Origin of the sequence: Ulvibacterium sp., from assembly GCF_965228935.1 — a bacterium.
Lineage (GTDB): Bacteria > Bacteroidota > Bacteroidia > Flavobacteriales > Flavobacteriaceae > Ulvibacterium.
This window is the reverse complement of the sequence record NZ_OZ245846.1, coordinates 4,464,249-4,480,966: the sequence shown is the minus strand read 5'-3', so window position 1 is coordinate 4,480,966 and position 16,718 is coordinate 4,464,249. Positions and strand designations below refer to the sequence as shown.

The following is a 16,718-nucleotide window of genomic DNA, read 5'->3' as shown; positions in this document are numbered from 1 at the left end:
TATTTTAGTTCACCAATTCGCCCGAGGCCTCTTTTAAGATATAGTTGCAATGATCTACGTTATTGGCATTCAATTCAAGTATTCCGCTGACAGTTACTATTTGGTCGGTCTTAAAGGATGGTTTTTCCTTAAAAGCTACTTCAATAATGGTCTCTGGTCCTGCTGCTCCACAGAAAAAACAGGAGGCCATAGGGTTTTGGGATACCAAAAATATTTCACCGCTACCGGAAATATCCAAAAAATATCCTATAATGCTTACTTGCTTGCCCCGATGGGACTGTATCTTTTCACCAAACTTGGGCATTAAAAAATGTACATCGTACTTCTTGTTGTACACGGGTTCAAAACTGACGTCCGCAAAATCCTCCCAGGTCAATTGCTCTTGTGCGTAGGCTAAGGAGCAAGAAAAGGTTACGAACAAAATTAGTATAATCGAATTACGCATCTGATAATGTTTTAGCTACGTTTAGTTTAAATATAGAGCGCGATGCCAGCAAGGTGGCCATAAGGGCTATACCAAGGGTAAGGCCCAAGAACAAGAATTCCATCTTATCGGGCCCCGTGACTTGTAGCCCATAGCCATAGGAGTCCTGTGTATAGCGCGATACGGCCCAAATACCCAAACGTCCTACAAACCATCCCGATAAAAAGCCAATGATGGCCAAAAGCAATCCTTCCAAAAGGGCCAAACTTAGCAGTTGTCCTGTTCGCAAACCGTAAATCCGGAGTAACGCAAGTTCTTGCCTTCTCTCACGGATGGTCTTTAAAAGGCTTATAAATATACTTAATCCTGAAACCAATAAGATAACCAAGGCTATTCCATTTACAGTCTGCACCCCGGAACCTAACAGACCCATTAGTCGCTGAACCTCAAAACCTGGCAAGGCGGCCTGCATAGAGGTATTCTCATTGATGAATCTTGGTAATTGCACCATCCCTAAAGGACTTTTGAACTTGATCAATAGTGACGTTATCTCTTTTTCCTCCTTACGTTCTTCCAAGGTTTCAACTTCCTCTTCGTGATGGTCATCCTCTTCATGGTCGTGGCCCTCTTCATGAGCGTCGTCCTTTGTGTTATGTTCATCTTCCCCGTGATCATGGACTTCCCAGATACTTTCGAGATTGGTAATCAGTAACCGATCCACCACCGTTCCCGTAGATTTCAATATTCCCGTAACCACAAAAGGGTGTTCACCGTGCGCTTCGCCGCCCGAAGAAGCCAGCCCATGGGAACTTACGAAGTTATCCCCCACCTTAATACCCAGCTTTTGGGCAACGGTATTCCCTGCAACCACTTCAAAAGACTTTTCATATAGTTTTCCTTCCATCAACCGGGCATTGTAAAGGTCCAGATACCCAACCTTCGTACCCAAAATCCGATAGCCTTTATAATTATCACCGTAGGAAACAGGAATTGCGGTTTGGATAAAAGGATGCCTTTGGATGGTGGCGACTTCATTCAACTTAATATTTCCAGTGGGCACATCTACATGGAGTACCGAGGACAAAACAAGTTGCAGAGGGCTTCCCTTTGCACCCACCACCATATCAAAGGGGGCAATGTTCTTGTTCAACTGTCCGTCCAACTGCTTGCTAACCTGGATTACGAACGTGACCAATGATACGCTTAACAATAACAAGAGAAGACTCAAAAAAAGGTTGAGTGGTTTGGAAACCATATTTCTATAGGCAAGATAGCTAAGCTTCATAACATCACGCGGTTTTGAAAATGGGACATTACCCGGAGGTCATGTGTAATAATCAAAAGGCTGCTTTTACAAATTTCGGCCTCTTCCTTGAGCAGGTCAATGACCTTTACACAATTCGCGTCGTCCAAATTGGAAGTAGGCTCATCCGCCAGGATAATCTTAGGTCTGTGAATTATCCCTAAAGCAATGGAAAGCCGCTGCTGTTGCCCTTGGCTCAGTGTCGTGACTTTTTCATGAAGATATTCCGTGAGCCCCAATCTTTCGGAAAGTTGATGCCTTCTTTCCTCATCGTTCGCGTTTTTGGGGAAGCTTTGCCGCAATCGAAGATTATCCGAGACATTTAAGGATTTGATGAAATGATATTGTTGAAAAACCAGACCCATGTGTTTGCCCCGAAATTCGTCCAGCTCTTTACGTGTTAGGGAATTCAACTCCGTTCCCGCAATGGCTATTGTACCATGTAATGGCGGCAATAGCCCCGCCAAAAGATACAAAAGGGTGGTCTTTCCCACACCGGATGGTCCAATCACGAGCAAATGCTCCCCTGGGGTGAGCTCAATATCAGGAAAAGCGAGTTCCTCTCCATTTTCGTAGGAATACGCCAAATACAGGGTCTTTACCATCCAAGTGTTTTTACAAAAATAAAAAGAAATAGAAATGCAACTATGTTGCATTTAAAAATATGCGCTAAATTTGCCGAAATTTGGATTTATTTTTTTGATAGGCTTCCTATGGGCCCTCTAGGCAAAAAAAATGGAAACTATTCTATAAATGACCATAGGAAAAGTAATCTTTAAGTCGGATTGGATGAGCCTCCTTGCCGGTGGTTTTTGTTTGCTGCACTGTCTGGCAACACCATTTCTTTTTGTAGCCCATGCCAACATCGAGCTTCATGCAAGTGCTCGACCATTAAACAAACCTTGATTAATGGATTGTCTTTCCCTTAGTAACCGTTTTATAGAAACGGTTAAGGAAATTTCCATTACTTTATCCAAGTTTGTTTTTGACTTCTTTGTCTTTTGGGAAGTCATGTGTCGGCCATTACCCTAGCGAATTTAAATTGATTCATTTACCTTGTAGTACTATTAAGGCCATGCTAGCGTATTAAATTCAATGGAAAGCAAAAAAATAAGGGAAATCTATAAGGTTTTTGATAGTAAAAACAGGTTTTTGGCTCAAAGCTCTGTTGGAATTGATAGGAACAAGTTAAATCGACTTCTTGAAAATCTATATTCCCCGGGGCCTTCGTTTCAATACATATTTGATTTCCCCAATAGAAAGTTCGATTTTGTCAGTGAGGGCTGTAGGTTACTTTTTGGGGAAGACCCCTCCACCTTTTCTCCGGATGGGTTTGTACATCGCATCCATCCCGATGATATTCCACACTATGTGCGTTGTCAGGAAATTGCCGCCCACTTTTTATTCTCTCACATCGAAAAGGAACACATTCCACATTATAAAGTTTCTTTTCAGTTTAGGATCAAGGACATCAACGAAGAGTACAAACAGTTTTTACACCAAGCCATAGCACTTGCCATGGACGAAGAACATAACATGTCCTCCGTGTTTGCAAATCACTCGGATATTGATCACCTTACGAAGGTCAATAATCGGAAAATGTCCTTTATCAATGTTTTGGGAGGAAAAAGTTATTTTGGTATAGGCGATATTGACGATTTGAACAAATGCCAATCCCAACAGGTTTTTTCAACAAGGGAAGTGGAAGTTCTAAAATTGGTCTCCGAAGGGTTCAGTTCAAAGGAAATAGCCGATTATTTGTATATTTCAGCGGATACGGTACGTACCCACCGCAAGAATGTTTTGGGCAAGACGGGTTTTAAGAACATGGCCCAAGCCATAACATATTGTATTAGGGATGGACTTATTTAGAAAGTAAAAGAAATAGGCTTGAAAAATCAAATTACTCGGGAAATATATCAGGTTTTTGATGACCATAACGATTTCTTGGCCAAGCAAACCGTTGTTTCCAATCAAAAAGGGCTGAATACCATATTGGAGAATATGTATTCTCCCGGCCCATCATTCCAATATATTTTTGATATCGTAGATAGGAGATTCACTTTTTTAAGCGAAAGCTTAAGTACTACAACGGGAGAAGACCCCAATACATTTCAGGTGGACGATTATACGGGTAGAATTCATCCCGACGATTTTCAACATTTTGTCCATTGTGAGGAAATTGCCGGGTATTTTTTGTTTTCCCACATCAGAAAGGAAGAGATTCCGGATTATAAGGTCTCCTACCAGCTAAGGTTTAAGACAAGGGACGGCACATATAAACTTTTTTTGAGGCAGTCCATAGCATTGACCTTAGATCAGGATTATAGGCTTTCTACGGTGTTTACTAACCAATCGAACATTGAGCATATAACTTCCCATAATAATCATAAGGTTTCCTTCATAAATATCATGGGGGACAAAAGTTACTTTGGAATATCGTGCATAGAGGATTTAAAAAGCAACCAGCCCAAACTGACCATTTCAAACAGGGAAGCAGAAATCTTGAAATTGGTCTCCGAAGGTTTTGGTTCAAAGGAGATAGCTGATTATTTGCATATTTCACTGGATACGGTTCGTACCCACCGTAAAAATATTTTGACCAAGACCAATTTCAAGAATATTACCCAGGCAGTGACACATTTTGTTAGGGAGGGATTGATTTAATGAGATTATGAAATGGGAATTCCAAAATGTCAGCACTTAATGTAAAATATTTAAATACAACTAAGGGTGATTCCAGAACAACTTTGGTATTTGCCCATGGCAATAGTCAAAATCTGCATTTCTGGGACTATCAAATGGAATCGCCGTTGTTTGGCACATTTAATCGCATGGCTTTTGATCTTCCGGGTCATGGCAAGTCGGTAAAAATGGATGATTACCGAGTTAAAAACGTAATTCCGGTTATTTCGGACACTTTGCAAAACATGGGTTCTATTATTATCATCGGTCACTCTCTTGGCGGTCATTTAATATTGCAATCACTATCGAGTATTGACAATTGTATAGGACTTGTACTGATTGGCACACCTCCGCTTAAAAAACCATTGAACATGCTAGAGGCATTTGCCCCAGATGAAAGAATGGGCTTATTGTTCAAAGAAGAATTATCAGAAAAAGAAAGAGAAATAATGATTGAATTCATTGGTTGCAAAAACAATCGCCCCTTAGCGCAGGATGCTTTGGAACATACAGATACTAAATTCAGGAGTCATATGGCCAATTCGGTAGCTTCAGGAGGATTGGTTGATGAATTGGAGGTACTTAAAAATATTGATTTTCCTGTAGCACTTATTGTTGGCGAAACAGACCAATTAATCAATAAAAGTTATCTGAATAGTGTCCATTTCCCTGCGCTTTGGAAAGAACAGGTTCAATATATTCCTAAAGCCGGACATACTCCCCAATTGGAAAATTCCGAGGAATTCAACAAATTGCTATCTGACTTTATTTATGGGATTCAATGAAAATAAAACTATAGGCGAGGAGTTTTGAAATCAGATACAAATCCAAAAATCAGGCAGGAAAACCTAATGCAATTCGCTGATGATACATCAGCTTACCTTCAAGACAAGATTGTTGACGAAACGAGCTGGAAAAATTTGGATGAATTCCCTTTGCTTTCCAAACAGGCCCTCTACGTGATGAATTGGAAAAAAAAGACAATAGCTTATCAAAGAAACATTGAGAAACTATTGGGTTACAACGATGACGAATTTGATTTTCAAACAGCTCTTGGCATGATTCATCCTAACGATATTCCTGTGGTATCAAGGGTAATTAAAGGAACTGTTCATCATTACGTCCATTCCAAAACGGTTGAACCGGATTCTTATTTAACCCTAACCTATCGCTTCCTTAAAAAGGACAAATCCAGCATAAAACTATTGAGACAGACCGGAGCTTTTGAAGTCTCATCCCAGGGGGAGTTCATAAGTAATTGGTCTTTAATTACAGCTATCGATTTTATATCAAACAATAATCAGGTAGAATGGCATCTTAATTCCAATGAGATAGATTTTTTGAAGTTTAAAGACAATGTTTATCGAGAATTTAAGGATTTTTTTTCGGCAAGGGAATTATTGATAATACATGGAATAAAAAAGGGATTGAAAAGTCTGGAAATTGCCAATGAGCTTTGCATAAGTAAACATACAGTTGACACTCATCGGAAAAATATACTTCGTAAATGCGGTTGCACCAATAAGGATCAGCTACTTAATTTTTGTAAGCGTAATGGAATAATTTAAACGATACCAACTTCAATCTAAAACAATTCTAACTATATGCCAGTCAAGCACATTACGGAAAAAGAAGCAATCATATCCAATCAGATTTTAGCCTTTAAAATCAGGAATACTTTTCTCAAAAACCTTAGTTTGTTTAACGAGCTTCAAGAATTGATTCCAAATCCAATTTTTATAAAAAGCCGTGAAGGCAATGATTATAGATATAATTATTTTGGGTCACAACTACTGAACAAGGGACCTGAAATGTCGGAATTATTTATGAAAGGACTTCCGTACCTTAAACAAATCTCTGACCCGATTTCTCGGAACGTAGCAATTATAAGATCTGATCTACTGAATAAAACGGATGATTATAACACTTTTGTGTCCTATCCTCAATATATAAAACTCAATAATAAGATGACCCCGTTGTTTACCAATAAATTGCTTTTAGATGATGAGAAAAGTATAGCGGTATGTTACTTGCCAGAGGACTTGGGGAAGGTTGGAAAAATTTTTACGGAGATTGCACCAGAATTTTACCTTTCTGCTGAAAAATGGCAGAGCTTTCAATCGCTTACGAAACAAGAGAAAAGGATTGTGAAACTGATATCCAAAGGATGGTCCAATAACCGGATTGGCGATTATCTCTATATCTCAAGCCATACGGTTAGAACGCATCGCAAAAACATAAATAAGAAACTCAGGGTTAAAAGTTTGAGTCAATTAATAAGGTTTTCGCTTGTAATGGATCTATTTTAGTATGGCTTTGGTTGTACTGGCTACTACTTATATGATATCCAATAATAGACCCATCCGAACTAAATGTGAAGTTTTATCCGTTTCCATTTTTTTATGAATATTTTTCATATGCGTACGTAGGGTATGTATAGAGATGAAAAGCAGTTCAGCTATTTGCTGGTATGAGTGTCCATGTATAAGCAGTTTCACAATCCTTTTTTCTTGCTTTGTCAATAATTGGAACTTAAGCAATACGCTTTCTTGATTTTTTACAGGTTCAAAAACGATTTTGAACAGTTGGCCAACAATGCCCAAGTCTTCAACAAAAACAGAAACATTAAAATATAGATGTTGGTTGAGAATTAATTTGTTTGAATAAAAAAACTCTTTTTTACCATTGACGGTAAGTTGTTGTAGATAATTACAGATTCCATTTTCATCATTTACAAAGCCGAAACATTGGGTTTTTTGCTTTGCTAAATCCAATAATGCGTGATTAGAAATTTTTGGGAGATAACTGGCCCCTTTCTCAATCAAATCCTCCATTTCTTTTCCTTTACACAACAACTGGTGATTGGCGTAGGTAATGTCCAAATTTTCCCGTTTGTTGATAAACACTGAAAAGGGTACAAGTTTGTTCAATTCAAAAAACAAACTTTTATCCTCTAGATAAAGCTGCCTTAATTTATAGGCAAATAATTGTAATTGGTTTAATGACTGTGATTCGGAACTCGTAATCATCGGTTGAAAACTTTTTTAGCCATGCTTGTTAAGATATTTTCAAATTCCAAGGGTTTCTCAATAGAAGCGTAGTGTCCACATTTTTCAAAGAAGACAAGCTCACATAAATCTTTATCTTGATTTGCTAAATTCTTAATATAATCAGTATTTACGGAAACATCCTTATCACCAATAATTACTAGCTTAGGGATATGTAATTCCAGAAATATCTCTGCTTGATTACTCCAAGTTCCAGAGGAAAGATCATCGGCTAAAGCGGTTCTTACCTTTGGATTTGCCGTTTTGAAATCGTTGACAAACCCATCTACCAATTTGTGATTGGAAATAACCTCGGACAATGCGTTTTCAATTTCTTCATTTTCAGGGTTCTCTTTTAAAAATGTCTGTAGTGCCGGAATCGGATTGAAGGCCTCCTTAACATTTAAAGGTTTTTTTACGGGAGGCGCCCCAAAAATTACCAAGCCCTTCAAGCGTTGGACTTTTGGCACAATTTCAAGGGCCAAATGTCCTCCTAAAGAATTTCCGACCAATAGAATGTCATCCTCTATACTGTTTACTTTAGAAAGCAAAAAATCGCAATATCCTTTGGTAGTAAAATTACTTTCCCGATCCTCCCCGGCTTTTTTGCCATGTCCGGGTAAGTTGGGAGCAATTTGTTGATAGGAAATCTTATCAGAGACAAGAATATTCTCGAAGACCCGATTTGACGATGAATTTCCATGAATATAAAAAATCGTACCTCTTTGGGACATCATATTTTTTACCTTTTTTTGATTACAACACTATTGAATCAATTGACTTCATGAAAAATGTTAAAATAATAAAGTATTTTTAATTTACAGTAGGATTTGGACGTGAAGAGAAGGTTATCCGATAAACAAATGAACAAGCCATCGGTATCTCCCGTTGATTTAATGGATTTTGCAAGGACCGTTTCCCAACAGCTCCTTGATGAGGAAACAGGTCACGCACAATTCCAGGACTTGGAGCATTTTCCACTTATCCCAGGGAAACAGGCCATTTATGTGATGGACTGGAAGGAAAATAAGGTTACCTATCAAAGAAACATTGAGCAATTGTTGGGCTATTCGGAGAATGATTTTGATGATAGTATCATCCATACCCGTATTCACCCGGAAGATATAGCCGTGGTTTCAAGGGTTATCAAAGGAATTGTGGAGCATTATGTAAACACCGAAGTGGGTTTGGAGACCTATTTGACAATAACCTACCGTTTGTTGAAAAAAAATGGTACACCTGTAAAGGTGCTGAGACAATCCGGAGCTTATGGAACTTTTGGGGGAGGTAGCTTGATCAGCAATTGGAGCATGTTGACCGATATCGGCTTTATATCGAATAACAATCAAGTGGAGTGGGACGTCAATGCAGGTGAGGTGGATCGGCAAAAATTCAAGGACAGGGTTTACAAGGAATTCCAAGATTTTTATACTGCACGCGAACTACTCATTATCCAAGGTATTCGAAAAGGGATGAAGAGCGTTGAAATTGCCGATAGCCTAAATATTAGCAAATTGACTGTTGACACCCATCGAAAAAACATTCTACGCAAGAGCAATAGTTCCAACAAGGAACAGCTTTTGAACTTCTGTAAACGCAACGGAATTTTCTGACATTCCGACAATCTGTTTGAATTTATCGGTAAAATGCATGCTTTCATTTGAAAAATACGCATTAGTGGGTATTTTTTAACATAAAGTGTTTTAATAAAATTGTGTAAAACCTCTAGTGGGTTTGTAACCAAACCAAATTTAAACAACAATGAGAACACAATTTTCAAGAATTTGCATACTTATAATTTCATTTTTAACTATTGTTTTTCTTAGCTGCGAGGGTCCTGAAGGTCCCGAAGGTCCAGTAGGACCGGCTGGGGCAGCCGGTCCGCAAGGACCAGCAGGGGAGGATGGTGAAGATGGAGATTCCGGAGGGGCAGCAGGAGAAGATGGTCAAGCCTGCTGGGATTTGAATGACAATGGTGTTGGTGATCCCGATGAAGATTTCAATGGCGATGGTATTGTTGATGTATTCGATTGCCAAGGCGCAGATGGTCAGAACGGTGCGGACGGTACCGATGGAGTCGATGGTCAGGATGGAGCAGATGGTACGGATGGTCAAGACGGTGCTAATGGTCAGGATGGTGCTGATGGAAATGCTAATGTCGCCTCAATTGTTTTTGATATTTCAGGCCAGGCAGGTCAAAGCTTTATTTCTGTGTCAGTTCCCGAACTTACAGAACAGGTCTTGGCTGAGGATTTGGTACTTATATATCTTAGATACGCCAACAACGACCCCTTTGAATGGATTCTTGCTTCCGGTTTTGGCTATAATCCTGACCACATTTTAGTAACAAAATTGATTGTAGGCGAAGTCTTGATCGAACTACGTGAATTAGATGGTGTCACTGGAGCTCTTTTCTCTGGTGACTATGATAGGCTTAGAGTAGTAATTGCCAAGGCATCAACAGTTGAAACAGGAAAATCAAGTATCGATTTTAAGGACTATTATGAGACCATGGATTACTTTGGATTGAGTTATTAATGGATGAATCCTAATATACTTTACAAATTCAATAAAATATCAAAACAGTAGGTATTAATTGTGCAGTTGTCAATTGCTAATTGAATTTCCATTTTTTAAAGGAATTCAACAACTTATTTGAACTATGAAAACCACAATAATTTTATTCGCAATAGTACTTATCAATTCTGTTTGCCTAGGTTAATGGCAGCATGGCGGTTATGAATATTTAGATTAGGATGTCGCCAAAAATGTGAAATTAGAATAAGATGAGAACAATTTTTAGTTCTTGTTGGTTTTAGCTGCTTTTTTAGTATAAACACAAAAAATATCTAAATGAAAACAAAGTACATTCTCTTATTTGTTTTTTTATTTACCTCAATAGTAGTTTTTGGACAATCTGGAGTCCTGTTCGATCAAAAAGGTATTTCTGTTGGCTATGAAATTAAAAAGTTAGACTCATTTAAATGTGTATATGATGATGGAAGCAACAATGGTATAACTTGGAATTGGTATCAAATATTTTTTTGGGTGAATAATAGAACCAACAAAGATGTTAGGCTCGGCGTAGTACAATTTAATATTGGCTATGATGATTTTGGGGCACAAGTGTGTTGGGAGAATCCAGACTATGATTACAGTATTTCTTCAACAGGAAATTTAAACGGATTAGGATTTAATACCCCTTACTTCCACATCCCTATTCTCCGTGCAAATTCATCAGTGCAGGGTTCGGTAATAGACAACAGTTCTGTTTACCCTACAGTAGGACATAATGGTATTAGATTTACTTTCATTGAGGATAATTTAAGTGAATCAACTACTACAACCGCTACAAATAACCATGATTCGGCAAGAAATAGTTCCAATAGCATAGACTATGAAACTTACAACAGATATGTAGCATCAGGAAATAGACTAAAAAACTTAGGTGATTTAGCTGGAGCTATCGAATACTACAAACAAGCAATTACTATTGACCCAAGTTCAAAAGATTTACCTGGTATTATTGCCTTTTTAGAGCAGAAAATAGCTGAAAAAGAAAAAATGGAACAAGCAAAAAAAGATGAAGCCGAAAACTATAGGGAGCTTAAAAATAAAGCTCAAAGTGCAGAAAATATTGGCAATCATCAAGTGGCATTAGACTATTATTTGCAAATGAAACAAATAATTCAGGGATCACCAAGACAATATCCTGGCGTCATTAATAGTGTCAATGCCAAAATTTCTGAACTGGAAAACAAAATTAGAGATGAAAAAAATAAACTTTTAACTTACCCGGAAGAAGTACAAAAAACTGCTTACGATAAAAAGTTAGTTTACCAAGCAGAGCAACAACAGATTAAGGAAGAAAAGCAACGTAAAGCTAGTTTTAACCAAAGTATTGATGACCTAAAGAAAAAAGCGGCAATAGCAAGTATTAACGGGGATCATAAAACCTCTTTGGAATACTATAAGGAAATCAAACGTTTAAATCCAAATGAACCAGGAATAGACATATTAATCCAAGGCCAAGAATCATTTTTAGAAAGTAGTTCCAGAGTCTACAATAATGGTAGCAACTCCTACACCCAAAGCGGACATACTTTTAACACTGCTCAGGAAGATGCAATTTTGGCGGCTGCTGGCACTGCATTGGTTGAGGGGTTGACGTCTTTGTTTACAAGCAATAACACAAAGTCTCCTAAACAACTGGAGCGAGAACGACAAGAAAGGAGAGAACGAGAAAGAATAGAAAAGGAACAATTTATAGCAAAGATTGGAAATCTTCAGAAAAGAGCACTTTCAGGAGATAATAATGCTTTGAATGATTTACTTGATGATTACAATTCATACAATGCCTCTAGATATGGATTTGCCTACAAAAGGAATGTGAGGGAAGATTTAGTGCAGTTGAGTATTGACAACCCATCAGATCTCATGCTTAGGGCAAAAGGCTATTTGCTGAAAGCAAAAGAGAATAATAGTTTAAAGACAACAGATAAAATGGATTTGTTGTTTACCTCAATCAATTCATATAAGAAGGGTGGCTATAAAAGCTTTAATAATACTTCTTATGGCTATGACGATCCCATAGAAAACTTGAGAAAATTTTCACTTCAAGAAGATTATGAAAAATTCGTGTCTAATTATGACAATAACCTTTCCTTGGTTGATTTAACTGGTAATGTGATTTCAAAAAGGTACCAAGAGTATGCCAGTATTCCAAAGAGTCAATTGATTGATATGCACAAAGCGGCGAAGAAAAAACATAAAAGGATTAAAAGATTGCCTTTAAAAATTTTAGTTGCCGGCCTCATTGCAGGTGCTGCCACCTATGCTATAGGAAGTTCCCAAAAATCCAAGGGAGAAGAACAATTATCCGTGGACAAATATAACGATGGTCTGTTTTTGGAAGATACAGGAAGAAATATTGCCATTGGTTCTGCCCTTGGAGCTGGTATTTCGATTCCTTTAAAGAGGAATAAACAAAGGGCTTTAAAAAAGAAAGAGGAATATATTGGGCTAATTTTAAAGGATAATTAGCTGCTATACCAATAATCTCAATTGGAAGGGCATATTTACAAAATTGCAATCTTCTATGAACAAATGCTATTTTCTCTATGTACAAATAAATAGGTTCACTATGAAAAAGTTTTATAAATGGTTTTTCATTTTCTCAATATCATGTTTATGGTTCAGTTGTTCTGAAAAAATAGATGAGACTTTTTTCTTTGGTCCAAGGAAAGACTTCACAATTTCAAATGATAATATATTGGTATATGAAGATGTTGAAATAGAATTGAATGGTGAATTGAATTTTAACAATGGTGATTTTATTTTGGTAAAACCAGATTTATCCGAGGAAGAAATTGGTTCGAGATTTATACGAGAATTGAAACAAGTTGGAGAATTTACGATTTATCAAAATGGCTATCGGGATAATTCAGTAAAAATAACTGTTAATCCAAACCTTATATTTTGGACTAACAGACCAGGAAATCCTATTAATATTGAAGTAAGTTCCTTTGATTCATCTTTTGGAGAACCATTTGAAGTACTCTCTGAAACAATTGCGTGTATACGCGAAACCATTCCTGTCTGTAAGGAAAATATCGACACCAATTGCAAAGGTTTTGCTGTTAGTCCAAGTGCCACGGCCATAACATTCAACGCTGAAGACGGGGTATATATGTGGAGTGCCACAGGTTTTGAGAGTTTGGATGCACCTCCAAGAGGAGAATGCCTAATAATTAGGCTTAATAGGCCATAGTAGTCTAAGAGTTTAATAGGTAATCCCTAAAAAAGTCCGTTTTATTGATCTTGGTATAAGAGTTGATATCAATTGTTTACGCAGCCCCATTTTTGGCCTTTTTTAGTTGTTTTAGGGATAGGTTGGACGGCGTTTTTTCAGATTTACCCTATGTCCAGTTCAGGAATCCTATTAGCGGCTTTTTCTTTTGCCGAAGTAATTCATCACGACCATTACACCAAAGAAAATAAATTAACTACAGAAAGTTGGTCAAAGCGCGCTGGAGCTGCACAAGATCTCAGAGATTTAAGGCATATCTGGTATTGACATGATGATTTGGATTTGACTCCTGCTCTGACAAATAAGAAAAAAATAAATAGTTTTAAGAAGCATCAAGTCCCATGCTTATATGTATGGAGCTTTGTGCTTTTTTTATGTTTGTTAATATCTCATTGACATTAATTTCCTCTTGAAGATTTGAGGTAAGTGTTGAAACCGCCAAGGCACTATATAGCTCAGCATCGGGTGAACCTATTGGAACGGCTACATCAGTAACGCCACTGGTCAATTTACTTTTAGAATAAGAATATCCGTCTTGTTTAATCTGTTCAAGAGATTTTTCAAAAGCAGTTTGTTCTGTTTTTGACCAATTTCGAAAAACCTTATCGTTTTCCAAGACCTCTTTTCTTTTACTTTTGGGTAACTGCGATAACAATACTTTTCCAGAAGTAGTCATTGACAGTGAAAAATAGGTCCCTTCTTGAATAGAAAGTGATACTGCACTAGGGCTGCGTACCTGAAAAATAACCAGCAATTGATTGTTATATAGGATGCTTAAATGGCATGATTGTTTTATCTTTTGAGAAAGGGTTTGCATAGGATATCGCGCTATATTCTTCAATTCGTCAAAAGGTGTATGCCTATGTGATAGTACATACATTTTTAAAGAAAGTCGGTAACTACCAGAGTCGGTATCCCTAATAATATAGCCTCTGTCTTCAAGACTAACAAGCATACGATATATTTCGCTAGAGCTTTTTTTAATGCCTTCCGCAATTTCCAATTGAGAAGCGGGAACATTTATTTTGGAAAGGTATTCCAGTATATCCAGGCCTTTATCAAGGGCAGGTGCACTGTATTTGTTTTTATTAAAATTGGACATTTAAACATTTTAATCTCCCAAAAGTATAAAATTACTGTGGCATTTATTTTTTTTATATATAAATTGTATTTTTGTATATGAATAATTAACTAAGCCTAATTATCATGGCAAATCCAATTGTGGGTACCATAGTTCATGCAGTAGGAGGTGTTGCGGCTTCAACTTGCTATGTTCCTTATCAGAAAGTGAAAAAATGGTCTTGGGATTCTTATTGGATTGTTCAGGCATCATTTGCCTGGTTTATTTTTCCTTTTTTAGTAGGGTTTTTAACAGTACCTAATTTATGGAGTGTTTTTTCTGAAGCATCTACAGAAGTTTTGTTTAATGCCACTTTGTTAGGTGCCATTTATGGCTTTGGAGGTATGTGTTTTGGCTTTGCAATTAAACATATAGGCTACTCACTTACATATACCATTTCAATAGGTATTTCCGCTATATTAGGTACCATAGTTCCACTAATAATGCATGGAGAGCTTGCCGAAAAATTTTATGCCCCGGGCGGCTATATTATCTTTTTTGGAATGTTTATAGCACTATTGGGTATTATTATATGTGGAATAGCCGGTTACCGAAAGGAAAGAGATTTAAAAGGTAATACTACAGAAGATGGGGCGCCTTTACATTTCAATATGAAAAAAGGGTTGACCTTGACACTAATTGCAGGGGCACTTTCAGCAGTGTTTGGTATTTCATTGGAAGTAGGGGCACCAGTTGCCGAAATTGCTGGAAATTATGGGGCAGGAAATTTTGAAGGCAATGCTAACTTAATATTATCTACAGGAGGTGCTTTTATTACCAACTTTACATGGTTTACAATTGTAGGCATAAAGAAGGGCACATTACAGGAACTTATTGATGTAAAAGGTGTCGGAAGAAAAAACCTCATGCTAAATTTTGGTATGTCCATTTTAAGTGGTGCACTTTGGTATGGACAGTTTTTCTTCTATGGTATAGGTCATGTGCAAATGGGAGCATATAAGTTTGCAAGTTGGGTATTGCATATGTCAATGCTTATATTCTTTAGTTACATTGTCGGAATCGTAATGAAAGAGTGGAAACAGGTAACCAAGCAAACATATTTTACCCTGGTTGTAGCACTTATTGTTTTGGTGTTGTCCTTTATAATTATGGCATATGGAAGTAAACAGGGCGCTGAAATAGCAGCAAGTCGCTAAACAATTACGTATTATAAATGAGTGTGGAAAAAGTTCAACTAAAAGGAATAACATGGAATCATAGTAGAGGATTTACTTCTATGGTGGCTACAGCGCAACGTTTTTCGGAATTAAATCCAGATATAGAAATTATTTGGGAAAAGCGTTCATTACAGGCATTTGCAGATGAACCTATTAATGAATTGGCCAAGCGTTACGACCTATTGATAATAGACCATCCTTGGGCAGGCTTTGCCGGAAAAACTGAGGTCATTCTTCCATTGGATATGTATTTGCCAGAAGCTTTTATGAATGATTTGGCAAAAAATACTGTTGGACGTTCACATGAAAGCTATTCTTCAAATGGTCATCAATGGGCATTGGCCATTGATGCCGCGACGCCTGTAGCGGCTAGCAGGCCGGATATTTTTGCTGAAAAAGGAATACAACTACCTAAAACCTATGATGAATTATTAACCTTGGCAAAACTAGGTTTGGTTATTATGCCAGGGATTCCACAAGATACATTGATGAACTTTTACATGATGTGTAGTACCATGGGCGAGGATGTTTGTATTACAAAAGAGCATGTGGTAAGTGAAGCCATAGGCATTAGGGCACTACAATTATTACGAGCATTGGCTGTTGAAATGGATCCGCAGATATACGATTGGAATCCCATACAGATTTATGAAGCCATGACATTAACGGATAAGTATGCGTACTGTCCTTGGGCATATGGTTATACAAACTATAGTAGAAAGGGCTATGCACGTAAATTATTGCATTTTCATGATATGATAGATATTAAAGGTTATGGAAAAGCGGTTTCCACTTTAGGGGGAACAGGTTTAGCAGTTTCTGCTCAGACAAAAGCGATTGATATCGTTATGAAATATGTGGAATATGTGGGGTCTGAGGCCTGCCAAAAAACGGTTTTTTTCGATGGTGGCGGTCAACCAGGGCATAGAAAAGCATGGACAGATGAGTATACTAACAGCCTTACGTCAGATTTCTTTAAAAATACATTACCTGGGTTGGACAGGGCTTTTTTACGCCCTCGTTATAACGGACATATGTATTTTCAAGATAGAGCTGGAGCACCGATTCGGAAGTATCTGATGAAAGGAGGAAATGAAAAAGCATTATTATCTCAACTCAATACGTTATATATAAAATCACTAGACAAATAAA

The 16,718-nt window shown here is 37.5% G+C and carries 17 protein-coding genes; 11 read left to right on the top strand and 6 right to left on the bottom strand.

Features of this window, described 5'->3' with window-relative positions; translation table 11 throughout:
* Positions 1–4 precede the first annotated feature (4 nt).
* Genes ACO06Y_RS18905 through ACO06Y_RS18895 form a run of 3 tightly spaced genes read right to left on the bottom strand, consistent with a single transcriptional unit; the run spans position 5 to position 2,332 of the window.
* Positions 5–445 (bottom strand): hypothetical protein, encoded by a 441-nt coding sequence (locus ACO06Y_RS18905; protein WP_422080590.1) that lies wholly within the window; start codon positions 443–445, stop codon positions 5–7.
* Positions 438–1,709, bottom strand: a complete 1,272-nt coding sequence (locus ACO06Y_RS18900; protein WP_422080589.1) for an ABC transporter permease — start codon at positions 1,707–1,709, stop codon at positions 438–440. The genes ACO06Y_RS18905 and ACO06Y_RS18900 overlap by 8 nt, the downstream gene beginning before the upstream one ends.
* Positions 1,706–2,332 carry an ATP-binding cassette domain-containing protein gene (locus ACO06Y_RS18895; protein WP_422080588.1) on the bottom strand — a complete coding sequence of 209 codons (627 nt, stop codon included), beginning with the start codon at positions 2,330–2,332 and terminating at the stop codon, positions 1,706–1,708. Before ACO06Y_RS18895 ends, ACO06Y_RS18900 begins: the two co-directional genes overlap by 4 nt.
* A 490-nt stretch (positions 2,333–2,822) precedes the next feature.
* Here ACO06Y_RS18895 and ACO06Y_RS18890 point away from each other — a divergent pair, with 490 nt between their 5' ends.
* The 5 genes from ACO06Y_RS18890 (at position 2,823) to ACO06Y_RS18870 (ending at position 6,721) form a co-directional block, all read left to right on the top strand.
* Positions 2,823–3,599, top strand: coding sequence for a response regulator transcription factor (locus ACO06Y_RS18890; RefSeq protein ID WP_422080587.1), 777 nt, complete (start codon positions 2,823–2,825; stop codon positions 3,597–3,599).
* A gap of 18 nt (positions 3,600–3,617) precedes the next feature.
* Positions 3,618–4,394: a response regulator transcription factor gene (locus tag ACO06Y_RS18885; protein ID WP_422080586.1), complete on the top strand. Its 777-nt coding sequence runs from the start codon at positions 3,618–3,620 to the stop codon at positions 4,392–4,394.
* 26 nt (positions 4,395–4,420) lie between these two features.
* Positions 4,421–5,197, top strand: a complete 777-nt coding sequence (locus ACO06Y_RS18880) for an alpha/beta fold hydrolase (protein ID WP_422080585.1) — start codon at positions 4,421–4,423, stop codon at positions 5,195–5,197.
* 24 nt (positions 5,198–5,221) lie between these two features.
* Entirely contained in the window at positions 5,222–5,980 is a 759-nt protein-coding gene (locus tag ACO06Y_RS18875) for a LuxR C-terminal-related transcriptional regulator (protein WP_422080584.1), read from the top strand.
* 129 nt (positions 5,981–6,109) lie between these two features.
* The gene (locus ACO06Y_RS18870; RefSeq protein ID WP_422080583.1) at positions 6,110–6,721 is read left to right on the top strand and encodes a response regulator transcription factor; all 612 of its coding nucleotides are present in this window, start codon (positions 6,110–6,112) and stop codon (positions 6,719–6,721) included.
* Between the two features lie 27 nt (positions 6,722–6,748).
* On the opposite strand, the gene ACO06Y_RS18865 is transcribed toward ACO06Y_RS18870, so the two are convergent.
* Positions 6,749–7,294 (bottom strand): helix-turn-helix transcriptional regulator, encoded by a 546-nt coding sequence (locus ACO06Y_RS18865; protein WP_422080582.1) that lies wholly within the window; start codon positions 7,292–7,294, stop codon positions 6,749–6,751.
* Positions 7,295–7,437: 143 nt separating this feature from the next.
* A complete protein-coding gene (locus ACO06Y_RS18860; RefSeq protein WP_422084197.1) occupies positions 7,438–8,193 on the bottom strand; it encodes an alpha/beta fold hydrolase in 756 nt (251 codons plus the stop codon).
* A 129-nt stretch (positions 8,194–8,322) separates the two neighbouring features.
* On the opposite strand from ACO06Y_RS18860, the gene ACO06Y_RS18855 reads away from it, so the two are divergent.
* The 4 genes from ACO06Y_RS18855 (at position 8,323) to ACO06Y_RS18840 (ending at position 13,229) form a co-directional block, all read left to right on the top strand.
* Positions 8,323–9,072 carry a LuxR C-terminal-related transcriptional regulator gene (locus ACO06Y_RS18855; RefSeq protein ID WP_422080581.1) on the top strand — a complete coding sequence of 250 codons (750 nt, stop codon included), beginning with the start codon at positions 8,323–8,325 and terminating at the stop codon, positions 9,070–9,072.
* A gap of 148 nt (positions 9,073–9,220) precedes the next feature.
* Positions 9,221–9,997: a hypothetical protein gene (locus ACO06Y_RS18850; RefSeq protein WP_422080580.1), complete on the top strand. Its 777-nt coding sequence runs from the start codon at positions 9,221–9,223 to the stop codon at positions 9,995–9,997.
* A 315-nt stretch (positions 9,998–10,312) separates the two neighbouring features.
* Positions 10,313–12,502 carry a tetratricopeptide repeat protein gene (locus tag ACO06Y_RS18845; protein ID WP_422080579.1) on the top strand — a complete coding sequence of 730 codons (2,190 nt, stop codon included), beginning with the start codon at positions 10,313–10,315 and terminating at the stop codon, positions 12,500–12,502.
* Positions 12,503–12,602: 100 nt separating this feature from the next.
* On the top strand, positions 12,603–13,229 hold the full coding sequence (locus tag ACO06Y_RS18840) for a hypothetical protein (protein ID WP_422080578.1): 627 nt from the start codon (positions 12,603–12,605) through the stop codon (positions 13,227–13,229).
* A 361-nt stretch (positions 13,230–13,590) separates the two neighbouring features.
* On the opposite strand, the gene ACO06Y_RS18835 is transcribed toward ACO06Y_RS18840, so the two are convergent.
* Positions 13,591–14,370 carry an IclR family transcriptional regulator gene (locus ACO06Y_RS18835; RefSeq protein ID WP_422080577.1) on the bottom strand — a complete coding sequence of 260 codons (780 nt, stop codon included), beginning with the start codon at positions 14,368–14,370 and terminating at the stop codon, positions 13,591–13,593.
* 104 nt (positions 14,371–14,474) lie between these two features.
* On the opposite strand from ACO06Y_RS18835, the gene ACO06Y_RS18830 reads away from it, so the two are divergent.
* The gene (locus tag ACO06Y_RS18830; RefSeq protein WP_422080576.1) at positions 14,475–15,545 is read left to right on the top strand and encodes an L-rhamnose/proton symporter RhaT; all 1,071 of its coding nucleotides are present in this window, start codon (positions 14,475–14,477) and stop codon (positions 15,543–15,545) included.
* 17 nt (positions 15,546–15,562) lie between these two features.
* Positions 15,563–16,717, top strand: a complete 1,155-nt coding sequence (locus ACO06Y_RS18825; RefSeq protein ID WP_422080575.1) for an ABC transporter substrate-binding protein — start codon at positions 15,563–15,565, stop codon at positions 16,715–16,717.
* Position 16,718 lies beyond the last annotated feature (1 nt).

What these genes read in the sequence shown, in the direction of transcription:
- ACO06Y_RS18880 (WP_422080585.1), top strand. Translation starts at nt 4,421, where the DNA reads ATGTCAGCACTTAATGTAAAATATTTAAATACAACTAAGGGTGATTCC.
- ACO06Y_RS18835 (WP_422080577.1), bottom strand. Translation starts at nt 14,370, where the DNA reads ATGTCCAATTTTAATAAAAACAAATACAGTGCACCTGCCCTTGATAAA.
- ACO06Y_RS18900 (WP_422080589.1), bottom strand. Translation starts at nt 1,709, where the DNA reads ATGAAGCTTAGCTATCTTGCCTATAGAAATATGGTTTCCAAACCACTC.
- ACO06Y_RS18830 (WP_422080576.1), top strand. Translation starts at nt 14,475, where the DNA reads ATGGCAAATCCAATTGTGGGTACCATAGTTCATGCAGTAGGAGGTGTT.
- ACO06Y_RS18850 (WP_422080580.1), top strand. Translation starts at nt 9,221, where the DNA reads ATGAGAACACAATTTTCAAGAATTTGCATACTTATAATTTCATTTTTA.
- ACO06Y_RS18825 (WP_422080575.1), top strand. Translation starts at nt 15,563, where the DNA reads ATGAGTGTGGAAAAAGTTCAACTAAAAGGAATAACATGGAATCATAGT.
- ACO06Y_RS18840 (WP_422080578.1), top strand. Translation starts at nt 12,603, where the DNA reads ATGAAAAAGTTTTATAAATGGTTTTTCATTTTCTCAATATCATGTTTA.
- ACO06Y_RS18845 (WP_422080579.1), top strand. Translation starts at nt 10,313, where the DNA reads ATGAAAACAAAGTACATTCTCTTATTTGTTTTTTTATTTACCTCAATA.
- ACO06Y_RS18890 (WP_422080587.1), top strand. Translation starts at nt 2,823, where the DNA reads ATGGAAAGCAAAAAAATAAGGGAAATCTATAAGGTTTTTGATAGTAAA.
- ACO06Y_RS18895 (WP_422080588.1), bottom strand. Translation starts at nt 2,332, where the DNA reads ATGGTAAAGACCCTGTATTTGGCGTATTCCTACGAAAATGGAGAGGAA.
- ACO06Y_RS18905 (WP_422080590.1), bottom strand. Translation starts at nt 445, where the DNA reads ATGCGTAATTCGATTATACTAATTTTGTTCGTAACCTTTTCTTGCTCC.
- ACO06Y_RS18855 (WP_422080581.1), top strand. Translation starts at nt 8,323, where the DNA reads ATGAACAAGCCATCGGTATCTCCCGTTGATTTAATGGATTTTGCAAGG.
- ACO06Y_RS18860 (WP_422084197.1), bottom strand. Translation starts at nt 8,193, where the DNA reads ATGTCCCAAAGAGGTACGATTTTTTATATTCATGGAAATTCATCGTCA.